At 62.1% G+C, this 21,361-nt stretch carries 17 protein-coding genes and 1 pseudogene; 13 read left to right on the forward strand and 5 right to left on the reverse strand.

The features are described from left to right. Position 1 precedes the first annotated feature (1 nt). From nuoF to nuoN, 9 genes and pseudogenes are all read left to right on the forward strand, one after another. Positions 2-1,330: an NADH-quinone oxidoreductase subunit NuoF gene (nuoF, locus tag ONR57_RS10435; protein WP_265123265.1), complete on the forward strand. Its 1,329-nt coding sequence runs from the start codon at positions 2-4 to the stop codon at positions 1,328-1,330. Next, the gene (locus ONR57_RS10440) at positions 1,327-3,732 is read left to right on the forward strand and encodes an NADH-quinone oxidoreductase subunit G (protein WP_265123267.1); all 2,406 of its coding nucleotides are present in this window, start codon (positions 1,327-1,329) and stop codon (positions 3,730-3,732) included. The genes nuoF and ONR57_RS10440 overlap by 4 nt, the downstream gene beginning before the upstream one ends. Beyond that, positions 3,732-4,964: pseudogene (gene nuoH / locus ONR57_RS10445) on the forward strand (NADH-quinone oxidoreductase subunit NuoH); the annotation flags it as partial. The gene ONR57_RS10440 and the pseudogene nuoH, both read left to right, overlap by 1 nt. A 28-nt stretch (positions 4,965-4,992) precedes the next feature. Next, positions 4,993-5,547 (forward strand): NADH-quinone oxidoreductase subunit NuoI, encoded by a 555-nt coding sequence (gene nuoI, locus ONR57_RS10450; protein WP_265123269.1) that lies wholly within the window; start codon positions 4,993-4,995, stop codon positions 5,545-5,547. Beyond that, the gene (locus ONR57_RS10455; protein ID WP_265123271.1) at positions 5,547-6,350 is read left to right on the forward strand and encodes an NADH-quinone oxidoreductase subunit J; all 804 of its coding nucleotides are present in this window, start codon (positions 5,547-5,549) and stop codon (positions 6,348-6,350) included. The genes nuoI and ONR57_RS10455 overlap by 1 nt, the downstream gene beginning before the upstream one ends. Further along, a complete protein-coding gene (gene nuoK, locus ONR57_RS10460) occupies positions 6,347-6,646 on the forward strand; it encodes an NADH-quinone oxidoreductase subunit NuoK (RefSeq protein ID WP_013809217.1) in 300 nt (99 codons plus the stop codon). The genes ONR57_RS10455 and nuoK overlap by 4 nt, the downstream gene beginning before the upstream one ends. A gap of 28 nt (positions 6,647-6,674) precedes the next feature. After that, complete coding sequence (gene nuoL / locus ONR57_RS10465; RefSeq protein ID WP_265123382.1) at positions 6,675-8,549, forward strand: NADH-quinone oxidoreductase subunit L; 1,875 nt, start codon at positions 6,675-6,677, stop codon at positions 8,547-8,549. After that, on the forward strand, positions 8,546-10,126 hold the full coding sequence (locus ONR57_RS10470) for an NADH-quinone oxidoreductase subunit M (protein ID WP_265123273.1): 1,581 nt from the start codon (positions 8,546-8,548) through the stop codon (positions 10,124-10,126). The genes nuoL and ONR57_RS10470 overlap by 4 nt, the downstream gene beginning before the upstream one ends. Next, complete coding sequence (gene nuoN, locus ONR57_RS10475; protein WP_265123274.1) at positions 10,123-11,649, forward strand: NADH-quinone oxidoreductase subunit NuoN; 1,527 nt, start codon at positions 10,123-10,125, stop codon at positions 11,647-11,649. Before ONR57_RS10470 ends, nuoN begins: the two co-directional genes overlap by 4 nt. A gap of 7 nt (positions 11,650-11,656) precedes the next feature. On the opposite strand, the gene ONR57_RS10480 is transcribed toward nuoN, so the two are convergent. Both ONR57_RS10480 and ONR57_RS10485 read right to left on the reverse strand, forming a co-directional pair. After that, on the reverse strand, positions 11,657-12,682 hold the full coding sequence (locus tag ONR57_RS10480; RefSeq protein ID WP_265123277.1) for a hypothetical protein: 1,026 nt from the start codon (positions 12,680-12,682) through the stop codon (positions 11,657-11,659). A 20-nt stretch (positions 12,683-12,702) separates the two neighbouring features. Then, positions 12,703-13,395, reverse strand: coding sequence for an adenylate/guanylate cyclase domain-containing protein (locus tag ONR57_RS10485; RefSeq protein ID WP_265123278.1), 693 nt, complete (start codon positions 13,393-13,395; stop codon positions 12,703-12,705). A gap of 195 nt (positions 13,396-13,590) precedes the next feature. On the opposite strand from ONR57_RS10485, the gene ONR57_RS10490 reads away from it, so the two are divergent. Next, positions 13,591-14,394, forward strand: a complete 804-nt coding sequence (locus ONR57_RS10490; RefSeq protein ID WP_265123279.1) for an adenylate/guanylate cyclase domain-containing protein — start codon at positions 13,591-13,593, stop codon at positions 14,392-14,394. Between the two features lie 5 nt (positions 14,395-14,399). Here the strand turns inward: ONR57_RS10490 and ONR57_RS10495 are convergent, their stop codons facing one another. Next, positions 14,400-15,980 carry a cation:proton antiporter family protein gene (locus ONR57_RS10495; RefSeq protein WP_265123280.1) on the reverse strand — a complete coding sequence of 527 codons (1,581 nt, stop codon included), beginning with the start codon at positions 15,978-15,980 and terminating at the stop codon, positions 14,400-14,402. 450 nt (positions 15,981-16,430) lie between these two features. Between ONR57_RS10495 and ONR57_RS10500 the strand changes: the two genes are divergently transcribed. Both ONR57_RS10500 and ONR57_RS10505 read left to right on the forward strand, forming a co-directional pair. After that, positions 16,431-16,784, forward strand: coding sequence for a helix-turn-helix transcriptional regulator (locus ONR57_RS10500; protein ID WP_265123282.1), 354 nt, complete (start codon positions 16,431-16,433; stop codon positions 16,782-16,784). Positions 16,785-16,808: 24 nt separating this feature from the next. Beyond that, positions 16,809-17,927: a winged helix DNA-binding domain-containing protein gene (locus tag ONR57_RS10505; protein ID WP_265123284.1), complete on the forward strand. Its 1,119-nt coding sequence runs from the start codon at positions 16,809-16,811 to the stop codon at positions 17,925-17,927. On the opposite strand, the gene ONR57_RS10510 is transcribed toward ONR57_RS10505, so the two are convergent. Beyond that, the gene (locus ONR57_RS10510; protein WP_265123286.1) at positions 17,922-18,299 is read right to left on the reverse strand and encodes a hypothetical protein; all 378 of its coding nucleotides are present in this window, start codon (positions 18,297-18,299) and stop codon (positions 17,922-17,924) included. The two genes, ONR57_RS10505 and ONR57_RS10510, sit on opposite strands and share 6 nt — an antisense overlap. 247 nt (positions 18,300-18,546) lie before the next feature. Here ONR57_RS10510 and ONR57_RS10515 point away from each other — a divergent pair, with 247 nt between their 5' ends. After that, positions 18,547-19,656, forward strand: coding sequence for an adenylate/guanylate cyclase domain-containing protein (locus ONR57_RS10515; protein ID WP_265123287.1), 1,110 nt, complete (start codon positions 18,547-18,549; stop codon positions 19,654-19,656). Between the two features lie 10 nt (positions 19,657-19,666). On the opposite strand, the gene ONR57_RS10520 is transcribed toward ONR57_RS10515, so the two are convergent. Then, positions 19,667-21,286 (reverse strand): glutamate synthase-related protein, encoded by a 1,620-nt coding sequence (locus tag ONR57_RS10520; protein WP_265123289.1) that lies wholly within the window; start codon positions 21,284-21,286, stop codon positions 19,667-19,669. Positions 21,287-21,361 lie beyond the last annotated feature (75 nt).

Below are 21,361 nucleotides of genomic sequence, written 5' to 3' on the forward strand. Positions count from 1 at the left end.
CATGCCCCTTGTGCCGTACCTCAGCCGCTACTGGGACGCTCCGGACACCTGGACGCTTGACACCTACCTGCAGCATGACGGCTACCAGGCGGCCCGCAACGCGTTGCGCATGCATCCAGATGTCGTGATACAGACAGTCAAGGACGCTGGGCTGCGCGGGCGCGGTGGTGCTGGGTTCCCCACCGGGATGAAGTGGGGCTTCATCCCGCAGGGCGATGACAAGCCGCATTATCTCGTCGTCAACGCGGACGAGTCCGAGCCGGGCACCTGCAAAGACATCCCCCTGATGCTCGCCACGCCGCACGTGCTCGTCGAGGGCATCATCATCGCGGCGTACGCGATCCGTGCCAGCCATGCATTCATCTACCTCCGCGGCGAGGTCGTGCCAGTTTTGCGCCGGGTCCAGCAGGCAGTCGCCGAAGCGTATACGGCCGGGTATCTCGGCCGGGATGTCTTCGGCTCCGGCTACGACCTCGAACTGATCGTGCACGCGGGTGCAGGCGCATACATCTGTGGGGAGGAAACTGCACTGCTCGACTCACTTGAGGGACGCCGCGGACAGCCGCGCTTGCGCCCCCCATTCCCGGCCGTCGCAGGCCTGTACGCCTGTCCGACGGTGGTGAACAACGTGGAATCGATCGCAAGCGTGCCCTCGATCATCCTCAACGGCATCGACTGGTTCCGCTCCATGGGCAGTGAGAAATCCCCCGGTTTCACGCTGTACTCACTCTCTGGCCACGTAACCCGGCCCGGCCAGTACGAAGCGCCGCTCGGGATTACGTTGCGCGAACTCCTCGACTACGCGGGCGGTATTCGGGCGGGACACAAACTGAAGTTCTGGACGCCGGGCGGGTCGTCTACCCCTATCTTCACCGCCGAGCATCTCGATGTGCCCCTCGACTACGAGGGATGTGCTGCGAACGGTTCGATGCTCGGCACCAAGGCACTGCAAATTTTTGATGACACGACGTGCGTCGTTCGGGCTGTGCTGCGCTGGACGGAGTTCTACGCACACGAGTCGTGCGGCAAGTGCACTCCGTGCCGGGAGGGGACTTACTGGCTCGTCCAGATCTTGGAGCGTCTCGAAAACGGTCTGGGCACGGAGGACGACCTCGAGAAGCTCCTCGACGTGTCCGACAACATTTTGGGGAAGTCGTTCTGTGCCCTAGGTGACGGAGCGGCCAGCCCCATCATCTCGTCGATCAAGTTCTTCCGCGACGAGTACCTGGCGCACCTCCCGGACGGCTGCCCCTTCGACCCCTATCAGTCGACGCTGATGGCATCCACACCCGGGGGAACTGGCCACCCAGCACAGGAGGGGGCGCAATGACTGTGACGAGCAGTTCGAACTCCAGTCAGACAACACCGGCCGAGATGGTCACACTCACCATCGACGGCGTCGAAGTGACTGTCCCCAAGGGGACGCTGGTGATCCGCGCGGCCGAACTCATCGGCATCCAGATACCTCGCTTTTGTGACCACCCACTGCTCGACCCCGCCGGCGCCTGCAGGCAGTGCATCGTTGAAGTCGAGGGGCAGCGCAAACCACTCGCCTCCTGCACCATCACCGTCACGGAAGGCATGGTCGTCAAGACCCAGCTCACGTCCACTGTCGCGGATAAGGCACAGAAGGGCGTAATGGAGTTGCTGCTCATCAACCACCCCCTCGACTGCCCAGTGTGCGACAAAGGCGGGGAATGTCCGCTGCAGAACCAGGCGATGTCCAACGGCCGGGCCGAGTCGCGGTTTGAGGACGTCAAACGGACGTTTCCCAAGCCGATCAGCATCTCAGCGCAGGTGCTCCTCGACCGGGAACGGTGCGTGCTGTGTGCCCGTTGCACGCGTTTCTCGCAGCAAGTTGCGGGTGACCCGTTCATCGAACTGATGGAACGCGGCGCGCTCCAGCAGGTCGGGATCTACGCGAATGAACCGTTCGAATCGTACTTTTCCGGCAATACGGTGCAGATCTGCCCTGTCGGGGCGCTCACCGGCACCGCGTACCGTTTCCGCGCCCGCCCGTTCGACCTCGTATCGAGCCCCGGTGTCTGCGAACACTGCGCCAGCGGGTGCGCACAGCGCACCGACCACCGGCGCGGAAAGGTGTTACGCCGCCTCGCTGGGGACGATCCCGAAGTCAACGAAGAATGGAACTGCGACAAAGGCAGGTGGGCATTTACCTATGCCACCGAGAGTGACCGCATCACCGCCCCGCTGGTGCGCGGTGAAAACGGCTCACTAGAGCCAGCATCGTGGTCAGAAGCTCTCGGCGCGGCCGCGCGCGGGCTCGGTGCGGCACGAGGTCGCACCGGCGTGCTCACGGGTGGGCGCGTTACCTGTGAAGATGCGTACGCCTACGCGAAGTTCGCGCGCCTCGTGCTGGACACAAATGACGTCGACTTCCGCGCGCGCGTCCACTCGGCGGAAGAGGAGGAGTTCCTGGCCGCGCATGTCGCTGGACGCGGCACAGCCACCTATACGGACCTCGAAAACGCACCGACCGTTCTGCTCGCCGGGTTCGAACCTGAAGAAGAGTCACCCATCGTTTTCCTGCGCCTGCGCAAAGGCGTGCGGAAAAGGAATGTGCGCGTGTACTCGCTCGCACCGTTCGCGACGCGCGGTCTGCAGAAACTGTCCGGCACCCTTCTCAGCTCAGTTCCCGGAGCTGAAGCGCATACGCTTGATCACCTGCCCGAAGACATCAGCGAGCAGCTGAGCCGCCCCGGGGCGGTGATCTTGGCGGGCGAACGCCTCGCAGGATCCGCCGGTGCGTTCACAGCCTTGACCCGTCTCGCTGCCGCTACCGGCGCACGTCTCGCATGGATACCGCGACGGGCCGGTGAACGCGGCGCGGTGGAAGTTGGTGCGCTCCCCACGCTCCTGCCGGGCGGCCGCGCCGTCAGTGACGCGGCCGCGCGTCGCGAAGTCGCCGACTTCTGGGGTGTGCCGGAGCTGCCCAGTCAGCCTGGCCGGGACACCTCGACGATCCTTGCTGATGCAGCACAGAGCAACCTGGGCGCATTGCTGATCGGCGGCGTCGAGCCTGCAGACCTGCCCGACCCCGAAGCGGCGCTCGCCGCGGTAGACGGTGCTGGCTTCGTCGTCAGCCTCGAACTGCGCCGCAGCGTCATCACCGATCGGGCCGATGTTGTCTTCCCGATCGCACCGGTCGTGGAGAAGGCGGGAACGTTCCTTAACTGGGAGGGACGCGAACGCGGTTTCGCGCCGGCGCTGCGCGACACCGGCGCGGTCGCTGACCACCGTGTCTTGCACGCGCTCGCCAGCGAGATGGGTGTGCAGCTAGCGCTTCCGGATGCAGCCGCCGCGCGCGCGGAGCTTGTCCGGCTCGGCGCATGGCAGGGGGAACGCCCCCCGAACCCCGATGCTGAAACGGGTGCACAGCCCGAGCCGGCAGCTGGAGAAGCTGTTCTCGCCACCTGGCGGATGCTCCTGGATTCGGGGCGGCTGCAAGACGGCGAGCCCCACCTCGCGGGCACGGCACGCCGACCGGTAGCCAGGCTGTCCGCCGCGACCGCGGCTGAAATCGGCGCCGAAGATGGCACCGAGGTGACGGTGCGGTCCGTGCGCGGTGAAGTCACCCTCCCCCTCGCCGTCACCGACATGGCCGACCGCGTGGTGTGGGTGCCGCAGAATTCTCCCGGGTCCGCCGTCAACACGATGCTCGCCGCACCGGCCGGCAGCATCGTGCAGATCATCGCTGCGGAGGCACCGTGATGGGTAGCCACACTCTCGCCGTTGGGTACGCGGACCTGTCCATGTTCGGCCAGGATCCGTTGTGGCTGGTGATCCTGAAAGCGGTCGGGGTCTTCGGCTTCCTCGTCGTCACGGTGCTAGTCGCTATCCTGCTCGAGCGCAAAATCATGGCGTGGATGCAGATGCGGGTCGGGCCGAACCGTGTCGGCCCGTGGGGTATCTTGCAAAGCCTCGCGGACGGCGTGAAACTGGCGCTCAAAGAGGGCATCATCCCTAAAGGCGTCGACAAGCCGATCTACCTGCTAGCCCCCATCATCGCCGTAGTACCTGCGATTCTGGCGTTCGCGGTCATCCCCTTCGGGCCGCAGGTATCGATCTTCGGTACCCAGACTCCATTGCAATTGACCGACCTGCCCGTAGCGGTGCTCTACATCCTCGCGGTCACCTCGGTGGGCGTGTATGGCATCGTGCTCGCCGGCTGGTCGTCCGGCTCAACATATCCCCTGCTCGGCGGATTGCGGTCCACTGCACAGGTCATCTCGTACGAGATCGCGATGGCACTTTCGTTCGTCGGCGTGTTCCTCTTCGCGGGCACGATGGCGACGTCCGGGATCGTCACTGCCCAAGAAGGCACCTGGTACATCTTCCTGCTTTTGCCGTCCTTCCTCATCTACATCACCTCGATGGTGGGCGAAACGAACCGGGCACCGTTTGATTTGCCGGAAGCCGAGGGCGAACTCGTCGGCGGGTTCCACACGGAGTACTCGTCGCTGCGATTCGCGATGTTCATGCTTGCTGAATACATCAACATGGTGACGGTGTCGGCGCTGGCAACCACACTGTTTTTGGGCGGCTGGCGCGCCCCATTCCCCTTCAATCTCTGGGAGGGCGCCAACAGCGGCTGGTGGCCGCTGCTGTGGTTCGTCCTCAAAGTGTGGCTGTTCCTGTTCGTATTCATCTGGCTGCGAGCGACGCTGCCCCGCTTCCGTTACGACCAGTTCATGAACCTCGGGTGGAAGATCCTGATCCCGATCTCACTGGTGTGGGTGATGGTGATCGCCACGGTGCGCGGTTTCTACAACGCTGGTTACGACGTCCAAACGATCGTCCTGGTCTGCGCGGGGGTGCTGCTTGCGGCGATCGTCGCGATCGCGGTGTGGCTGCGCGCGCGACGCCCGCAACCGACCACCGGACCCCCGGCTCATTTCGATCCGATGGCGGGCGGTTTCCCGGTGCCCCCACTGCCCGGCCAGGATGCCGCACCCGCTGAGGAGGCTCGACATGGCTAAAACACCGAAGTTCTTGGAACCGCTCGCTGGTTTCGGTGTCACGTTCTCGACAATGTTCAAGAAGCCGATCACGGAGCAGTACCCCGAAGAGAAGGTGCCCACCAACCCTCGATACCACGGTCGACACCAGCTCAACCGGCACCCCGACGGGCTTGAGAAGTGCATCGGGTGCGAACTGTGCGCGTGGGCGTGCCCAGCTGACGCAATCTACGTCGAGGGTGCTGACAATACGGAGACCGAACGCTACTCGCCCGGGGAGCGCTACGGCCGCGTCTATCAGATCAACTATTTGCGCTGCATCGGTTGTGGTCTGTGTATCGAGGCATGCCCGACCCGAGCACTCACGATGACGAACAACTACGAGATGGCGGATGACAACCGCGCCGGTCTCATCTACGAAAAGGACCGGCTGCTCGCGCCCCTCAAGTCCGGCATGGTTCCCCCACCGCATGACATGTACCCGGGCACCACTGAAGACGACTACTACCGCGGCGACGTCACAGAGGCGTCACCTGAGCAGGGTGAAATCGCCGGAAAGGAGGGGTGATGCTGCTGGAGCTGGCTGAACCCATCACCCGGACATCCACCGGTGAGGCCGTGCAGTTCTGGATTCTCGCGACCATCGCCGTGATTGGCGCCCTCGGCGTGGTTGCCTCTAAAAAAGCGGTGTATTCGGCGGTATGCCTCGCCACCACAATGATCATTCTGGCAATCTTCTACATCGCACAAGGCGCAATGTTCCTCGGCGTTGTGCAGATCGTCGTTTACACCGGCGCGGTCATGATGCTTTTTCTGTTCGTGGTGATGCTCATTGGAATCGAGTCCAAAGATTCGCTGGTGGAGACGCTGCGCGGTCATCGCATAGCGGCGGTCGCGGCGGGGCTCGGGTTCGGTTTGCTGCTCGCCAGCGGGATCGCGAGGACCGCCCTACCAGCCTTCGCGGGATTCGGCGAGGACGGCGAGACGTACCCGGGCGGCAGCGTCCCCGCGCTCGCGGAGCTCATTTTCATTCGCTACGTGTGGGCGTTCGAACTGACGGGTGTGCTGCTGATTATCGCAACGCTGGGTGCGATGATCCTCGCGCACCGGGAAAAGTTCACCCACCGCAGATCGCAGATGCAGATGTCGCAGGAGCGTTTCCGCGCCTGGCAGCGCGGCGAGGATGTCCACGTCACCCCACTCCCCAGCCCGGGTGTGTACGCCCGCCACAACGCTGTTGACCAGCCGGCCCGGCTCCCGGATGGCACCTACTCTGAACTGTCCGTCAGCGAGGTTCTGCGCAGGCGCGCCCCTCAGCGTCCAGCGATCGAATCTGCTGATGACGACCGGGAGGAGGGCAGCGCCCGGTGAGTCCCGAAAACTACCTGTTTCTCTCAGCCCTGCTTTTCACTATCGGTGCGGCAGGGTTTCTTCTCCGCCGAAACGCCATCGTCGTTTTCATGTGCATTGAACTCATGCTGAACGCCACCAATCTCGCTTTCGTGGCGTTTGCGCGCATGCACGGCAACCTCGACGGCCAGGTGTTCGCGTTCTTCACCATGGTCGTTGCCGCGGCCGAAGTTGTGGTGGGCCTCGCGATCATCATGGCGATCTACCGTTCCCGCCGTTCGGCCTCGGTCGACGAAGCCAGCCTGCTGAAGAACTGAGGTGACGGTATTGGATTCGCTTACCGCAATGCTCTGGCTTCTGCCTGGCCTTCCGCTCGCAGGCGCAGCAATTCTGCTGCTCGCGGGCCGGCGCAGCGACCCATGGGGCCACCTGCTCGGATGCGCGGCGGCGCTGGGTTCCTTCGTGCTGGGTCTGTTGCTGTTCGTCGAGATGATTGGCCGCGCCGACACCGATCGTGTCTTGCATCAAGCACTGTTCAGCTGGGTGCCTGTAGCCGACCTGCAGGTCGACTTCGGGCTGCAGCTCGACCCCTTATCGATGTGCTTCGTCCTGCTCATCACCGGTGTGGGATCGCTCATTCACATCTATTCCATCGGGTACATGGACCATGACCCGGAGCGGCGCAAGTTCTTCGCGTACCTCAACCTGTTCCTTGCCGCGATGCTGTTGCTCGTACTCGCGGACAACTACCTCGGACTGTACGTCGGCTGGGAGGGCGTGGGTCTCGCGTCGTATCTGCTGATCGGGTTCTGGCAGCACAAACCGACGGCGGCGACGGCGGCGAAGAAGGCTTTCGTCGTCAACCGGGTAGGTGACATGGGGCTCGCCATCGCGATGATGCTCATGTTCGTGACGTTCGGGACGGTGACGTTCAGCGAGGTTTTCGGCGCCGTCGATGGCGCGGGCGACGGGGTCCTCACCGCGCTGGGCCTGCTGCTCTTGCTCGGGGCGTGCGGCAAGTCGGCGCAAGTTCCCCTGCAGTCCTGGTTGCTCGACGCGATGGAAGGTCCCACGCCCGTTTCCGCGCTGATCCACGCGGCGACGATGGTAACCGCGGGCGTGTACTTGATCGCCCGTTCCAACCCGATATACGACCTCTCCCCCACCGCGCAGTTGGCGGTAGTGATCGTGGGTGCCGTCACCTTGCTTTTCGGGGCAATCATCGGCTGCGCCAAGGACGACATCAAGAAGGCGCTCGCGGCGTCGACGATGAGCCAGATCGGTTACATGGTGCTCGCTGCAGGTCTCGGCCCGGCGGGATACGCGTTCGCGATCATGCATCTCCTCACGCACGGCTTCTTCAAAGCGGGGCTCTTTCTTGGCGCGGGTTCAGTGATGCATGGCATGAACGACGAGGTGAACATGCGCCATTTCGGCGGCTTGCGAACTGTCATGCCGATCACGTTCGTCACGTTCGGGCTCGGCTACCTCGCCATCATCGGCGTCCCGCCATTCGCCGGCTTCTTCTCGAAGGAAGGAATCATCGAGGCGGCCTTTGATGCTGGCGGCATCAAAGGCTGGGTGCTGGGCGGCGCCGCACTGCTCGGCGCGGGAATCACCGCTTACTACATGACGCGCGTGATGATTCTGACGTTCTTCGGCAAGCGTCGCTGGGATCCGGCAGTCAAACCGCACGAATCACCGGGCGTGATGACAGCACCGATGATCCTGATCGCCATAGGTTCAGTCGCGTCGGGTGCAGTGCTCGCGGTCGGTGATAGGTTGCCATACTTCCTCGAACCCGTCGTCGGGAGCCACCATGGGGAACACGTTGTGCCCGTCTGGGTGGTTACGACGCTGGCCTTGGGCGTTGTCGTGGTGGGTGTCGGTGTGGCCGTGCGGCAGTACGCCGGGAAGGACGTGCCCGTGGAGGCCCCCGCCGATGTCTCGCCAGTGACGGTCGCGGCACGGCGTGACCTCTACGGTGACGCCGTCAATGAAGCGGTCCTCATGCGTCCGGGGCAGCAGTTCACCAGCGCGGCAGCTGTGGTTGACGACAAAGTGGTCGACGGGGCAGTCGGGGGTGTTTCTGCGTTGGTCGGCGCGGTCTCTAGTCAGGTCAGGCGAATACAGACCGGTTTCACGCGTTCGTACGCGCTGTACATGCTCGTGGGTGCGGCATTGTTGATCGCCGCGCTGCTGCTGGGAGGGGTGCTATGACGAACTTCCCCTGGCTCACGGCGCTGTGGCTGGCACCGGTGGCTGGTGCCATCGTGGTGATGCTGCTGCCCGCGCAGGCACGCCAGGCCGCTAAGGGTGTCGCGCTAGCGGCATCACTGGTGGTCTTCGGCATCAGCCTGATTCTCGTCGCGGGTTTCGAACCTGGCGGCGAGCAGTACCAGTTCGTCGAGTCACGGACGTGGATACCTGCGCTGGGCGCCGGATACACCCTTGGTCTCGACGGCATCGGCATGATACTTGTGCTGCTCACTGGTGCGCTTACACCGCTGCTGCTCATCGCAGCGTGGCGCGACGACGAAAAAGGCTTCCCCGGCAGGCGCCGCCCCGCGCACACCTATGTTGCCCTCATCTTGCTCGTCGAAGCGATGGTACTGGTGACGTTCACGTCACTGGACATTCTGCTTTTCTACATCTTCTTCGAAGCGATGCTCATCCCGATGTACTTCCTCATCGGAGGTTTCGGAGGCCCGGACCGCGCGGCAGCCGCAGTGAAGTTCCTGCTGTACAACCTGTTCGGCGGGCTGATTATGCTCGCCGCGGTGATCGGTTTGTTCGTTGTCACCGCTGACATCGGCGAGAATGACCGGGGCACATTCGATTTCCGGACTGTCGTCGCGGCTGTGTCAACTGGTGAGCTCGGCATTGACCCCGCCATCGCGAAACTGTTGTTCCTGGGCTTCACCTTCGCCTTTGCGGTGAAGGCACCACTCTGGCCGTTCCACACGTGGCTGCCGAACGCGGCAGTACAGGCGACACCCGCCAGCGCGGTGCTGATGATGGCGATCGTCGACAAGGTCGGGACTTTCGCGATGCTGCGTTACAGTTTGCAACTGTTTCCCGACGCCGCCCAGACCTTCGCGCCACTGATCATCACACTCGCGGTCGTCGGTATCATCTACGGCGCCGTGCTCGCGATCGCGCAAACAGATGTGATGAAACTTATTGCCTACACATCGATTTCGCACTTCGGCTTCATTATCCTCGGCATTTTCGCGATGACGAGCCAAAGCCACGCCGGGTCGGCGCTATATATGGTGAACCATGGCGTGGCGACAGCCGCGCTGTTCCTTGTCGCGGGCTTCCTGGTTTCGCGCCGCGGCACACGAGCGATCGCGGATTACGGTGGAGTGCAAAAGGTTGCGCCAGTTCTCGCAGGTTCGTTCCTCATAGCGGGTCTGGCAACTCTGTCGCTGCCCGGCTTGGCACCCTTCATCAGCGAATTCCTGGTGCTTATCGGCACGTTCGGCCGCTACCCGGTGGCGGCGGTATTCGCGACAGTGACGTTTGTGCTCGCCGCGATCTACATTTTGTGGACGTATCAGCGGATGATGGGCGGGCCGGTCACCGCTGGAAACGAGAAGATTCGGGACCTGCACCTGCGAGAGGTGGCGGTGGCGGGGCCCCTCATCGTGGTACTCATCTTCCTCGGCCTGTACCCGAAGCCCGCGCTCGATGTGATCAGTCCCGCTGTGGAACACACGCTCACCACCATCCACGTCGCGGATCCAGCTCCCGAGGTAGCTGGTGGCCAGTCGAACGGAGGTGGTGACCAGTGACTCCCGATATTGCCTACAGTCAGCTCGCACCGATGTTGATTGTGTTCAGCGTCGCGATCGTGAGCGTTCTCGTCGAGGCGTTTCTGCCCGCACGTCACCGCTACGTGACGCAGATGGCCCTCAGCATCGCAGGGCTTGTGGCTGCTTTTATCGTCGTACTCACGCTCGCCGGCACCAGCGCGGTCACTGCAGTGGGCTCAGTCGCGGTCGATGGCCCAGCCTTGTTCCTGCAGGGTGTGATCCTGTTGGTGGCACTGGTGTCGATGCTGCTCCTCGGCGAGCGATCCCGTGAAAGTGTCGTGGTTCTGGAGGGTTTCGCGCCACAAGCATCCGCGGTGCCGGGCGGTGTCACAGAGCGGGAGGCGACCAAAGCCGGGGTGATGCAGACAGAGGTTTTCCCGCTGGCCTTGTTTGCCGTGGGTGGCCTGATGTTGTTCCCCGCCTCGAACGACTTGCTGACCATGTTCATCGCGTTAGAAGTGCTATCGCTGCCGCTTTATGTGCTGTGTGGCATGGCTCGGCGCCGCCGGCTGCTCTCCCAAGAGGCAGCCCTGAAGTATTTCCTCCTCGGCGCGTTTTCCTCCGCGTTCTTCCTCTACGGGGTCGCGCTCATCTACGGTTACGCGGGCACTGTGGAGTTCGCGGGAATCGCTGCCGCGGTAGACGAGCAGGGTGCCAACCCGCTTATTTTAATCGGCATCGCGATGCTCTCCGTGGGCCTGCTGTTCAAAGTAGGTGCGGTGCCGTTCCACATGTGGACACCTGACGTGTATCAGGGAGCCCCCACGGCCGTCACAGGATTCATGGCGGCTGCCACGAAGATCGCCGCATTCGGCGCGATGCTTCGCGTCTTCTATGTCGCTCTCCCGGAACTCGCTGTCGACTGGCGGCCGATTTTGTGGGCGGTTTCCGCGCTGACAATGCTCGCGGGCACCATCATCGCGGTGACTCAGACCGATGTAAAGCGCATGCTTGCGTATTCCTCTGTGGCGCACGCCGGTTTTCTCTTGACGGGGATCGTTGCCGCTAACGATGCTGGCGTTCCCGGTGTGACGTTCTACCTCGTGGCATACGGTTTCAGCACCCTCGGGGCCTTCGCGGTCGTGAGTCTCGTGCGTGACCAGGGCGGCATCGAGGCCGGCGACATGAACTCATGGGCTGGGCTGGGCAGGCAATCGCCCCTGATCGCCGGGTCATTTGCGCTGTTTCTGCTAGCACTCGCCGGTGTCCCACTGACAAGCGGATTTATCAGCAAATTTGCCGTGTTCTCGGCGGCGCTCGAGGGTGGTGCGGCAGGGCTCGTAATCATCGGTGTCCTCAGTAGCGCCATCGCGGCGTATTTCTACATCCGCGTGATCGTCTTGATGTTCTTCACCGACCCGGTAGCAGACAGCGCGGTTGTGGCACCGAAAGCTATGACGACTGCAGTGGTCGTAACCGGTGCGATCGTCACAGTTGTTCTCGGTGTGCTGCCGCAAGGTGTCTTGGATCTTGCGGAGCGTGCGTCGGCCTTCGCGTGGTGAGCAAGAACTACCTCAGCAGTTTGTGAACGCGCTCCGACTCGCTGAAGTCTTTGAACTGCCTGCGAATGAAGTCCTCAAGCATTCCGTTTTCCTGTAACACCGCGATGACCCTCGGCGCGAAGCGCAAGGCCTCTTCAATCATGTCCTCGCGTGTCACGCCGATCTCGTCGAGCAAATCCGCGAGCGTGTGCTGCCCGTATTTGGCGAAGAACACCCCGACGCCTTCTTCAATCGCCGTCCGGATCGAGCGCGTGCCCCGAAACTCGCGCCAGAATTCGAAGCCGAGTGTCAAGAAATCTTCGATATCGTCCGCGCTGATCACCGCGTTGATCGCGCTGAAGGAATCAGTCTTGTGCTGCTCGAACATCTCCATCGCAGCCGAGATGATGGGGTCGCGTGCATCGCTGATGTTCGGAGTGTCGACGTGCGAAATGACACCCTGCACGATGCGTTCCGTGAATTCACGCGCGAACTTGTCAAGCGTGTCCGGAACTCCGGGGGCGACGCGCGCTCCAATGGACTCGGTGACGCGGACTAACATTCCGAGCCCGGGCAACCGTTCCGCGTAAGTGCGATTACGCTGCAGCACATCCACGGCCATCCGGTACAGGAACCACGCGACGGAACTGCGCACCACAGGGCTGTGATAGAGCAGGTCGACCACGCGCTGGAACGCGGGATTCGACATGAATTTCTCGGCGATCGCTTCGAAACTCTGTTCCGAGACGAAGTCGACCTCTTCGTCCTCCGCAGTAAAGGTACGTTCGTGAATCCGGGCAGCAATATCACCGACAAGCTCCGGGATGGTGCCTTCAATTCGCCATTCAAGCGCGTACTTGATGGCTGCCCCACTCACTTGCTGTGGCGTCACCACGTCACTGAGCGTGATCCGCTGAGCTCCAACGAGCGCATTGCCGACCTCTACGTGCACCCATTTGATGAACGCGTCACCACTCAATTGCTCGAGGATGTAGTCGGTGAGCGCATCGAGAAGTTCGGTGGAGCCTGTGCTGCCGTTGCTGTCGTCCGCCACGGTCTCAGGATAGAGGTGATCTACTCCGCATGGGGCCACGCGAGACGCGTGAGCTTATTGCGTCCCCGCAATTTAACAAGCTCACCCGTTTGCCATCTGCCTTGCTCGCTGTCAGCAGCAAAACTCACCGAATACGCCGACGCCAGAATCGAGCCTGGCTGCTTCTTGGCGAGTTCGGTGAGCCTCGCCGCCTCGTTGACCGGGTCGCCAATTACGGTGTATTCGAAGCGGTCGGCAGAGCCGACATTACCGGCGAGGACGGTGCCTGCTGAGACGCCGATGCCCACGCGGATGCCAGGTACGTCGCTGAGTTCCCGCGCGAGTTCACGAGCGGTCACCAGTGCACCAGTCACAGCATCCGCGCGGTACGCCGGCGCACCGAAAACGACCAGCGCCTCGTCACCGACAAACTTGTTCACGAAACCGCCATGCCGCTCGACGACGGCAACGACCACTTCGAAGAACCGGTTGAGCATGGCCACAACATCACCCGGCCGCTGTGTGGACACCGCATGCGTCGACCCAACGAGATCGACAAAAAGCACGGCGACAAATCTCGTCTCCCCGCCGATCGCCGCGCTGCTCGCAACGGCCTGACTCGCTACGTCGCGGCCAATGTGCTGCGCAAGGAGTTGCTGCAAGCGGACGTTCTCCTGCTCGAGTTCCTCGATGCGGGCATGCAACTCAGCGGTCTTCGCGGCCGGTCGCGGCATGTCGGAACTCCCCCTCGATACTTCTTTACCATCATGTAAGCGCACGCTTGTGCCACTATTGTAGGGCGTCAAGACTTCCGGAGTAGGCTGATTTTTGCACTTCACAGCGATCTAACTCAGGCTTTCCTTGCTGAGTGAGTGTACACGCGTTTACTATTCGTTCGCAGCACTCGCGTCCGGCACTACGAGGAGACCATGACTGAAATTGCTCTCATTGCGGTCGCATTGATTGCCGTCGCAGCAGCGGTGGTGCTGAGCGTGCTTTTGGTACGCACCCGCCGCGAGCTGGCAGCCCTGCAGCGCGAGGCAGAAACCTCAGCCACACAGCGCCTTCTCTCCGGCGGCCGGGAAGCAGTCCGGACGGTCTGGAACACCGCCGACCTGGTGCGCAAGAAGGGCTTTGGCGCGATGGTCCGTACGTCAATCGAAGACCTAGCAAGTTGGGCGGAAGTCGAGCGTCCCGACCTCGCACGCCTCACCCCCGACGGAACAGTGGTCATCTTTTTCTCCGACATCGAAGGCTCCACCGCGCTCAACGAACAACTCGGCGACCGTGCGTGGGTACGCCTGCTTGAGCGACACGACAAACTCATCCGGCGTTCCATCAAGAACCAGCAGGGGCACGTCATCAAAACCCAGGGTGACGGCTTTATGGTTGCCTTCGCCGATGCCGGGCAGGCCGTTCTCGCGGCGATGGACATACAAAAAGAGCTCGGCGAGGCGAGTTGGGCGCGCAGACACGACGTGCGCGTTCGGATTGGCATACACATGGGTAAATCAGTGCGCCGGGGGGATGACCTCTTCGGACGCAACGTCGCGCTCGCGGCGCGGGTGGCAGATCAGGCACACGGCGGTGAAACGCTGGTGACCCGGCGCGTGCGCAATGGGATCGGCGACGACACGAAAGTTCGATTCAGTGATCCACGTGAAGTTGAATTGAAAGGCTTCGATACTGCCCACGCTGTTTACCCCGCTGCGCCTGCGCCTGAGGCTGATTGACGAAGCTAATGCGGCTCAAGGCCCGCCGCTTCCGCTGCGCCGTCCGCCAGAGCGATCCCTGCACCGGCATAAAGGTGGAAGACATCATCCGCACCGTGGTCGCGGATCGACTCGATTTCGTCTCGATGCTGGACTACCGCGGCGACTTCGCCGTCGTAGTGCAGCTTTCGTAGCTGGTCGAGCGCCACCACGTTGGGATCATGATGAGGGAGCGCCAGAATAACAATGTCGACTGTCTCAGCGATCGTCAGCTTCTCCCAGAAATCCGGGTCAGTGGCGTCCGCCTCAATCACGTTGTACCCACGATCCGACAGTGCCGCGACCCGCTCATCATCAGTATCGATGCCTTGCACATGTAGCCCGTATGCCCCTGTGAGCCGATCGTAGGCGCCCCGGCCGACGCGCCCCATGCCCAGGACTACAGCTTCCGCGTCACCAACGTGGATCGGGCGGTCGATCGAGTTGAGGCGTTCGGGGTCTTGCGCAGGCAGGATGTCGACCATTTTTTCGTACATTGCAGTCGAGCGCCGGTTAAGAATCGCAGACACACCGAAACTCAATGCAACCGCGATCGAAAGGGTCACAAGCCAGTCATCCGTCAGCCAGCCATTAGCGCCAGCCAGTACAGCCACGATAAGGCCGAATTCGGAATAATTTGTTAGCGCGAGAGCTCCCAGAAATGACGTGCGGCGACGCAACCGGAAACGATTGAAAAAGGCGTAAAACAGCGCGCCTTTCGCGAAGATCAGGAGTACGAGCAGCGCGGCGACACCTGCGGTACTCCACGTCGGAAGATCCGCGAGACCGATCGAGACGAAAAATCCTACGAGGAAGAGCTCCTTCATGTTGAACAGCGCACGAGACATCCCGGCGGCCGAGGGGTGCGTTGCCAGGAGCATGCCGATGATGAGCGCCCCCAGGTCTCCCTTGATACCCACGAACTCGAAAAGCGCATACCCAAGGCCCAACGCGAGCACGACACCATAGAGCACCTGCATTTCACCGTGTCCGACGCGCTCCAGCAGGCCGCGCAGAAGTGGGGCGAGTGGGATGAGGGCGAGCAGGCCTAACGCCCAGGGGCTTGGCAGTTCGCCCGTTGACGCAGTGATAAAGACCACCGCGAATATGTCCTGCATGATCAGGATTCCGATTGCGAGACGGCCGTAGAGAGCGCGAGTCTCACCGCGCTCTTCAAGAATCTTCACCACAAAAACAGTGCTCGAAAACGAAAGCGCAAAGCCGAGGATTGCGAGCACCCTGACGTCCGCGTCAGCCAGCGCCGCGAATCCCACGAGCTTGAGCAGAGCGAGCACGCCGATCAAAAAACCGGTGGAACAGACCATATGCGCGGTGGCGGTCCCCCATACTTCCTTGCGCAGGAGCGTACGCACATTGAGCTTGAGCCCGATCGTGAAGAGCAGCAACGTCACACCTAGATCGGCGATCGTGCGCAGCATCTCGGTTTCCTCGTAGCCGAGAGCGTTGAGCACGAAGCCCGCGACCAAAAAGCCGACGAGCGGCGGCAACCGCAACCCCATAGCGATAAGTCTGCCGACAATCGGCGCGACAAGATACGCGGCATTCACGAATTAGATATCCATATAAGCCCGATTAGCGGTCCCAGTAAGAGGTTACCGACGCACGGGACAGGCGCTCGACCCAGCGACTCGAAGCTGTGATGCAGTTCATATCTGGACGTGTCCGATTCTGTCGTCACATTGTGAGCCCCAGATAATTCGCCCGACAAGCCCGCCGATGTGATTTTGAATTTCCAATACCATCAGGGTGACTGAACTCATAAACAATCACCCATGCACTTTTCTCATGGGGCGCTTCTTGTTCCCTAGACTCACCCACAGGAGATTCACAGCCAGGTCTCATTGTGGAGATCGTGGCACTCCTCATTGGTGTGAAAGATCAACGTTGCTCTTTCCCCCGCGGCCCCGGACCGACCCCCAGCTGGTCTGGGGCCGCGCAACTTCTGCAACCATCGGTGTGTGCCACCATCTGAGGTGCCCGCACGGCACAATAGGGGAATGGCACCCGATCTCGAGCCGATTGCTGATGACGGCCTGCTGGAACGAGAGGCCCGCGCGTCAATCGAAGCTGTAGACGATCTCGACGGGTGGGCGCGCCGTTTCGATTTACTCTCCGACGCCAACCGTCTCGGGATACTCCTCGCCATTCACCGCGCGCCCGGCATCACGGTGGGTGGCCTCGCCTCTGCGATGGGCATGTCGAACAGCGCTGTCTCGCACGCACTGCGACTGCTGCGTCACCATGATTGGGTGCGTGTACAGCGAGATGGGCGAAACATGCGGTATTACCTGGATGACGCTGTAGTGCACGCAATCTTGCACGGCATCGGCGGCACACACGCGGCACTGTAAGTATGCTCTGAAAGGACAAACTGGGTGGTTCATCCAGATCGCCTGTCTGACCAGGTGCTCAACCGGACGCTGCTTCAGCGGCAACACCTTTTGCGCCGTGCTCCACTGTCACCGCAGGATCTGGCAGCCCATCTTGTTGGCCTGCAGGCCCAGGACTCACTGCCGCCCTACATCGGCATGTTCAGCCGTATCAGTGGCTTTGATCCAGCCGCGCTGTCCCGCACCCTCGAATCGCGCGAGCTCGTGCGGGTAACCCTCATGCGGGGCACCATTCATCTCGTCACTGCCGAGGACGCGGCGCGGATGCGGCCTATTTTTCAGCCGGAGTTCGAGAAGGCTATCGACCGCCCCGGATTCTTCTTCGGAGCTCTCGACGGGCTTGCCCCCGAGACGATCCGGCGACAGGGCGAAGCTGTGTTCGGTGATACACCGCTCAGCGCCGCGGACGTCCGTGCCGCAGCGAAACGGGCTTTCCCCGACCGCGATCCCAGCGCGATCGCGCAAGCGTGGTACTACCAGCTTCCCGTGCTCCAGGTACCGCCCCGCGGATTGTGGCGCACGTCGGGCCCTCCCACCTGGGCACGCATCGAAGACTGGCTTGGCCGTGACCTGGCCCGCGACTACCCGCCGTCCGAAGTCGTGGCGCGCTACCTTGCCGCATTCGGTCCCGCGACGACGCAAGACATCGCAGCGTGGTCGCGCCTGCCCGGGGTGGCGGAACTCATCAGCAACCTGGGCCCGCGGATACGGCCCTACCTCAACACCAGCGGTCAGACCCTGTACGACGTGGAGGACGGCGCACTGGCCGACCCGGACAGCGAAGCACCAGTACGGTTCCTGGGCTGGTACGACAACGTGTACTTGAGCCACAAGGATCGTGCGCGCATCGTCGCTAGTGACATCTCCGCACAGCTCTGGAACGGCGAGACACGCAACATTTCACCCATTCTCGTCGATGGGTTCATCCAGGGCGGCTACCGCATTCTTACAGGCAAGAAGGGCGACCCGGTGGAGATGCGGATCCGCATGGTCGCGACCACCAGCGCCGAATCGCTGGAGTACGTGGAGAAAGAAGCGGTCCGGCTCCTTGAATTCCTCGAGCCGGACCGCCCCGCGGTGATCGCATTCGTAACGCGGTTATGACGCGGCCGCTGTTATGCGACGAGTCTCCGTGTTCAGCACGGCACTCAGCGCCCGGGCACCTTGCGCACCGACAACCACAAAGGCGGTTGCTGGCACCGCCGCAAAGGCAATGATCGCGCTGAGTTCCGGCAGCACCGACCAAACAACTGGCAGCAGGCTCTCCGCATTGACGAGCAGCGAGGCGACGAATCCCGCAGCGCCCACGGCGATCAGGACGAGCGGCACGAGCCACAGCGCGCGCCGCTCCTTATCAGTAGCTGCTCCCCACATCGACACGCTGGCGCACAGCGCGAGAACCCCGGCAGCCACAAACAGAATCATCGGATCTGCCTGCGCCCACACATCCGTGACTACTCCGACACTGTTAACCACAGCCTGACCCCCCGACGAGTACTTTTTTTTACCAGGTAGAAACTAGTTTCTGCCTACGGCCAACTCATCGGGCCCACGTCTGATCTTGTTACGGTTCGGCTACGACCTTGAGATGACAATCACTGCCCGCGCATCAACCCTAGGGTGGATTCGGCGACAGATGTCGCGCAATGCGGGACAGGACCGCGGTGATCACGGACGATAGGAACGGACATCCACCCGACGCGAACGCAGGGAAACACTTCACATGGCATCGAATGACGACATCGTGAACGCGAACGCGCCGACCGAGCCGCTCTTCATCGTGCCGCGGCGCACGAAAAGCGGAATGGAGCACACGGAACCGCGTCCGCTGATCATGCGGCTCATCCAGGCGGAGGTCGAGAAAAGCCTGCTCGGCGAGGCACGCAGGTATACGCGTGCGCAGGTTGCGGAACGAGCGGGCGTCACTGCGGAGTACGCGCGCACGCTGTGGCGGGCTCTTGGATTTGCCAGTCCTGAACATGAACAAGCTGTGCTGTTCACTGAGAGTGACGTTGATGCGCTCAGAACAGTGGCGAACCTGGAGAATGCTGGCCTGCTCAATCACGATCTTGCGGTGGGTCTGACTCGTGCTTTGGGGCAAATGTATTCCCGCACTGCGGAATGGCAGCTGCCCCTCCTCAACGAACTGGTGGTTGACCTCGTAAGGGAACGCATGGAAGTCAATCCGCCGATCTCACCTGTTGAAATACTCGATGATGCGGCAGACCTCGTTGAAGAATGGGTTCCGGTTGCTCACTCCCTCCAGACTTACGTATGGCGCCGGCATCTCGCAGCTCGTGCCGCCAGGTACCTCGCTGGCCCCGGTGAGGACACTTCCAGCCAATCTCTCGTGGTCGGCTTCGCCGACATGGTCGGGTTCACCGACCTCACTCGTCTCAACAATGTGACTGGGCTCGCTGAACTCCTCGAATCGTTCGAGTCAACCGTCACATCGATCATTGCCAACCACAGTGGGTCCGTGATCAAGAACGTCGGCGACGAGATCATGTTCTCTGTCGAGCAGCCTGCCTCCGCCGCGCGGATCGCGCTCGAACTCCACGAAGCCACCGAAGCGGACGAATCTCTGCCCCTGCTCCACGTAGGGCTGGCCTACGGCGAGGCGCTGGCTCGCTACGGCGACCTGTACGGCTCGGTTGTGAACACCGCAGCCCGGCTGACCAGCGCAGCGCGCGGCGGCGACACGCTGGTCGACGGGAACCTCGCGGAGATTCTGGGCAGCCATCCTGCTTTCACGATCAAAGCGGTGAAATCTGCGCGGCTGCGGCGTTTCATGAAGTACAGACCACATTCGCTGCGCTGGGCGAAAAAGTGAATTCTCGCCCCTAATAGCGGCCCGCCATTCCGGCATAGGCGACACCGGAAAGGTCCGCGAGCTCTTTCTTCCACGCCACGAGGTCGTCTGCGCTGAACTCGCTGACATGGCTATGACCGCAAGCACGGGCCATCACCTGCATCAGTTCAACCGAAGCTGACAGGAACCGTGCCAGACGATGCGCAGCCTCGTCGACCGGCAATCGCGTCCGCAGCAGGGGATCCTGAGTCGCGATTCCCACCGGGCACTTGTTGGTGTGGCAAGCGCGCATGCCAAGACACCCGATTGCTTGCATCGCGGAGTTGGCGATAGCGATCGCATCCGCCCCCAGAGCGAGCGCTTTGACGAAATCTGAGGGTGTGCGCAGCCCACCGGTGATGATGAGGGTGACGCCGTCTGCACCGAGCATGTCAAGATGGCGGCGAGCACGGGCCAGCGCGGGAATCGTCGGCACCGAGATGTTATTGCGGAACAGCAGCGGTGCCGCGCCGGTTCCTCCACCGCGCCCATCGAGGATGATGTAATCGACGCCAGCGTCAACGGCCGCATCGATATCGCGTTCGACGTGTTGCGCCGAGAGTTTCACTCCGATGGGTATCCCCTCGGTCAACTCGCGGATCGCCGTCGCGGCTTCCCTGAAGTCGGCGACCGTCGTCAAATCCTTAAAGCGCGCGGGCGATATCGCGGAAACACCCTCTTCTAGGCCGCGAACAGCAGCAATCTTGCCCTTCACCTTGTGCCCGGGCAGGTGCCCACCCGTACCGGTCTTCGCTGCCTGGCCAAGTTTGAAGTGAAAAGCCTGACTCGTCTTGACGAGTTCTTCCGAGTAACCGAACCTGGCGGAAGCAAGTTCGTAGAAGTACCTGGTGTTTTCTGCTTTCTCCTCCGGCAGCACGCCCCCTTCTCCGGAGCAGATTCCCGTACCGGCGAGTTCCGCTCCCCGAGCAAGGGCGGTCTTCGCTTCCTCGGAAAGCGCGCCGAAACTCATGTCGGACACGAAGATCGGGATATCAAGCCGCAGCGGCCGGGCCGCGCCGGGACCGACGACTACTCCGGTCCCCACGGGATCGTCGTCCAGCAGCGGTGGCTTCGCCAGCTGAGCGGTAAGGATCTGCAAGTCGTCCCAGGACGGCAGTTCCGTGCGGGGAACCCCCATCGCCTCGACCTGACCGTGGTGCCCCACCTTTGTCAGCCCGTGCGCAGCCAAATCCCGTATCTCGCGGTTGTACGGTTCCTCCGGAGCGCCTGTGAAGTCAGCGTATAAGCCCTGGTAACCGTTGCGCTTGTACTTCTGTGGGTTGCTGCGCTCCCAACGCACCACATCATCCGAATTCACCCACACACCGCCATCTTCGACCCAGGCATCGAAAGCCTTCAGATCGGCACCCTTGAAGTGGATGTTGATTCCACTCTTGGAGTCATACGTCGACCCGTGCAGGCCGCATGTCAAACGCCCATTCCGCACAGTGGCGTCCGAGAGCAGTGCCCCACGGTGCTGGCAGCGGCCATACAGGACGGAGACCGCGTCATCGTGATGTCTGATAACCACTAGGTCGACATTCGCGACAAGTGCATACGTCGGTTGTTCAGGCTGCAGATCCGCCCAGTGGGCGACCTTTGTGGCGCTCATCAGCGGCACTTCTCCTTGCTTCGTTGCGAAGTATCCAGCTCACGTCAGACTCTGATGGGCTGTGAGAATCTGCGC

It is taken from the genome of Hoyosella sp. YIM 151337 (assembly GCF_026041215.1).
GTDB lineage: Bacteria > Actinomycetota > Actinomycetes > Mycobacteriales > Mycobacteriaceae > Hoyosella.

Coding starts and splice junctions, on each gene's coding strand:
- nuoI (WP_265123269.1), top strand. CDS start 4,993: ATGGCTAAAACACCGAAGTTCTTGGAACCGCTCGCTGGTTTCGGTGTC.
- nuoL (WP_265123382.1), top strand. CDS start 6,675: ATGCTCTGGCTTCTGCCTGGCCTTCCGCTCGCAGGCGCAGCAATTCTG.
- ONR57_RS10470 (WP_265123273.1), top strand. CDS start 8,546: ATGACGAACTTCCCCTGGCTCACGGCGCTGTGGCTGGCACCGGTGGCT.
- ONR57_RS10515 (WP_265123287.1), top strand. CDS start 18,547: ATGGCATCGAATGACGACATCGTGAACGCGAACGCGCCGACCGAGCCG.
- ONR57_RS10440 (WP_265123267.1), top strand. CDS start 1,327: ATGACTGTGACGAGCAGTTCGAACTCCAGTCAGACAACACCGGCCGAG.
- ONR57_RS10485 (WP_265123278.1), bottom strand. CDS start 13,395: ATGCCGCGACCGGCCGCGAAGACCGCTGAGTTGCATGCCCGCATCGAG.
- nuoF (WP_265123265.1), top strand. CDS start 2: ATGCCCCTTGTGCCGTACCTCAGCCGCTACTGGGACGCTCCGGACACC.
- ONR57_RS10455 (WP_265123271.1), top strand. CDS start 5,547: ATGCTGCTGGAGCTGGCTGAACCCATCACCCGGACATCCACCGGTGAG.
- ONR57_RS10490 (WP_265123279.1), top strand. CDS start 13,591: ATGACTGAAATTGCTCTCATTGCGGTCGCATTGATTGCCGTCGCAGCA.
- ONR57_RS10500 (WP_265123282.1), top strand. CDS start 16,431: ATGGCACCCGATCTCGAGCCGATTGCTGATGACGGCCTGCTGGAACGA.
- ONR57_RS10520 (WP_265123289.1), bottom strand. CDS start 21,286: ATGAGCGCCACAAAGGTCGCCCACTGGGCGGATCTGCAGCCTGAACAA.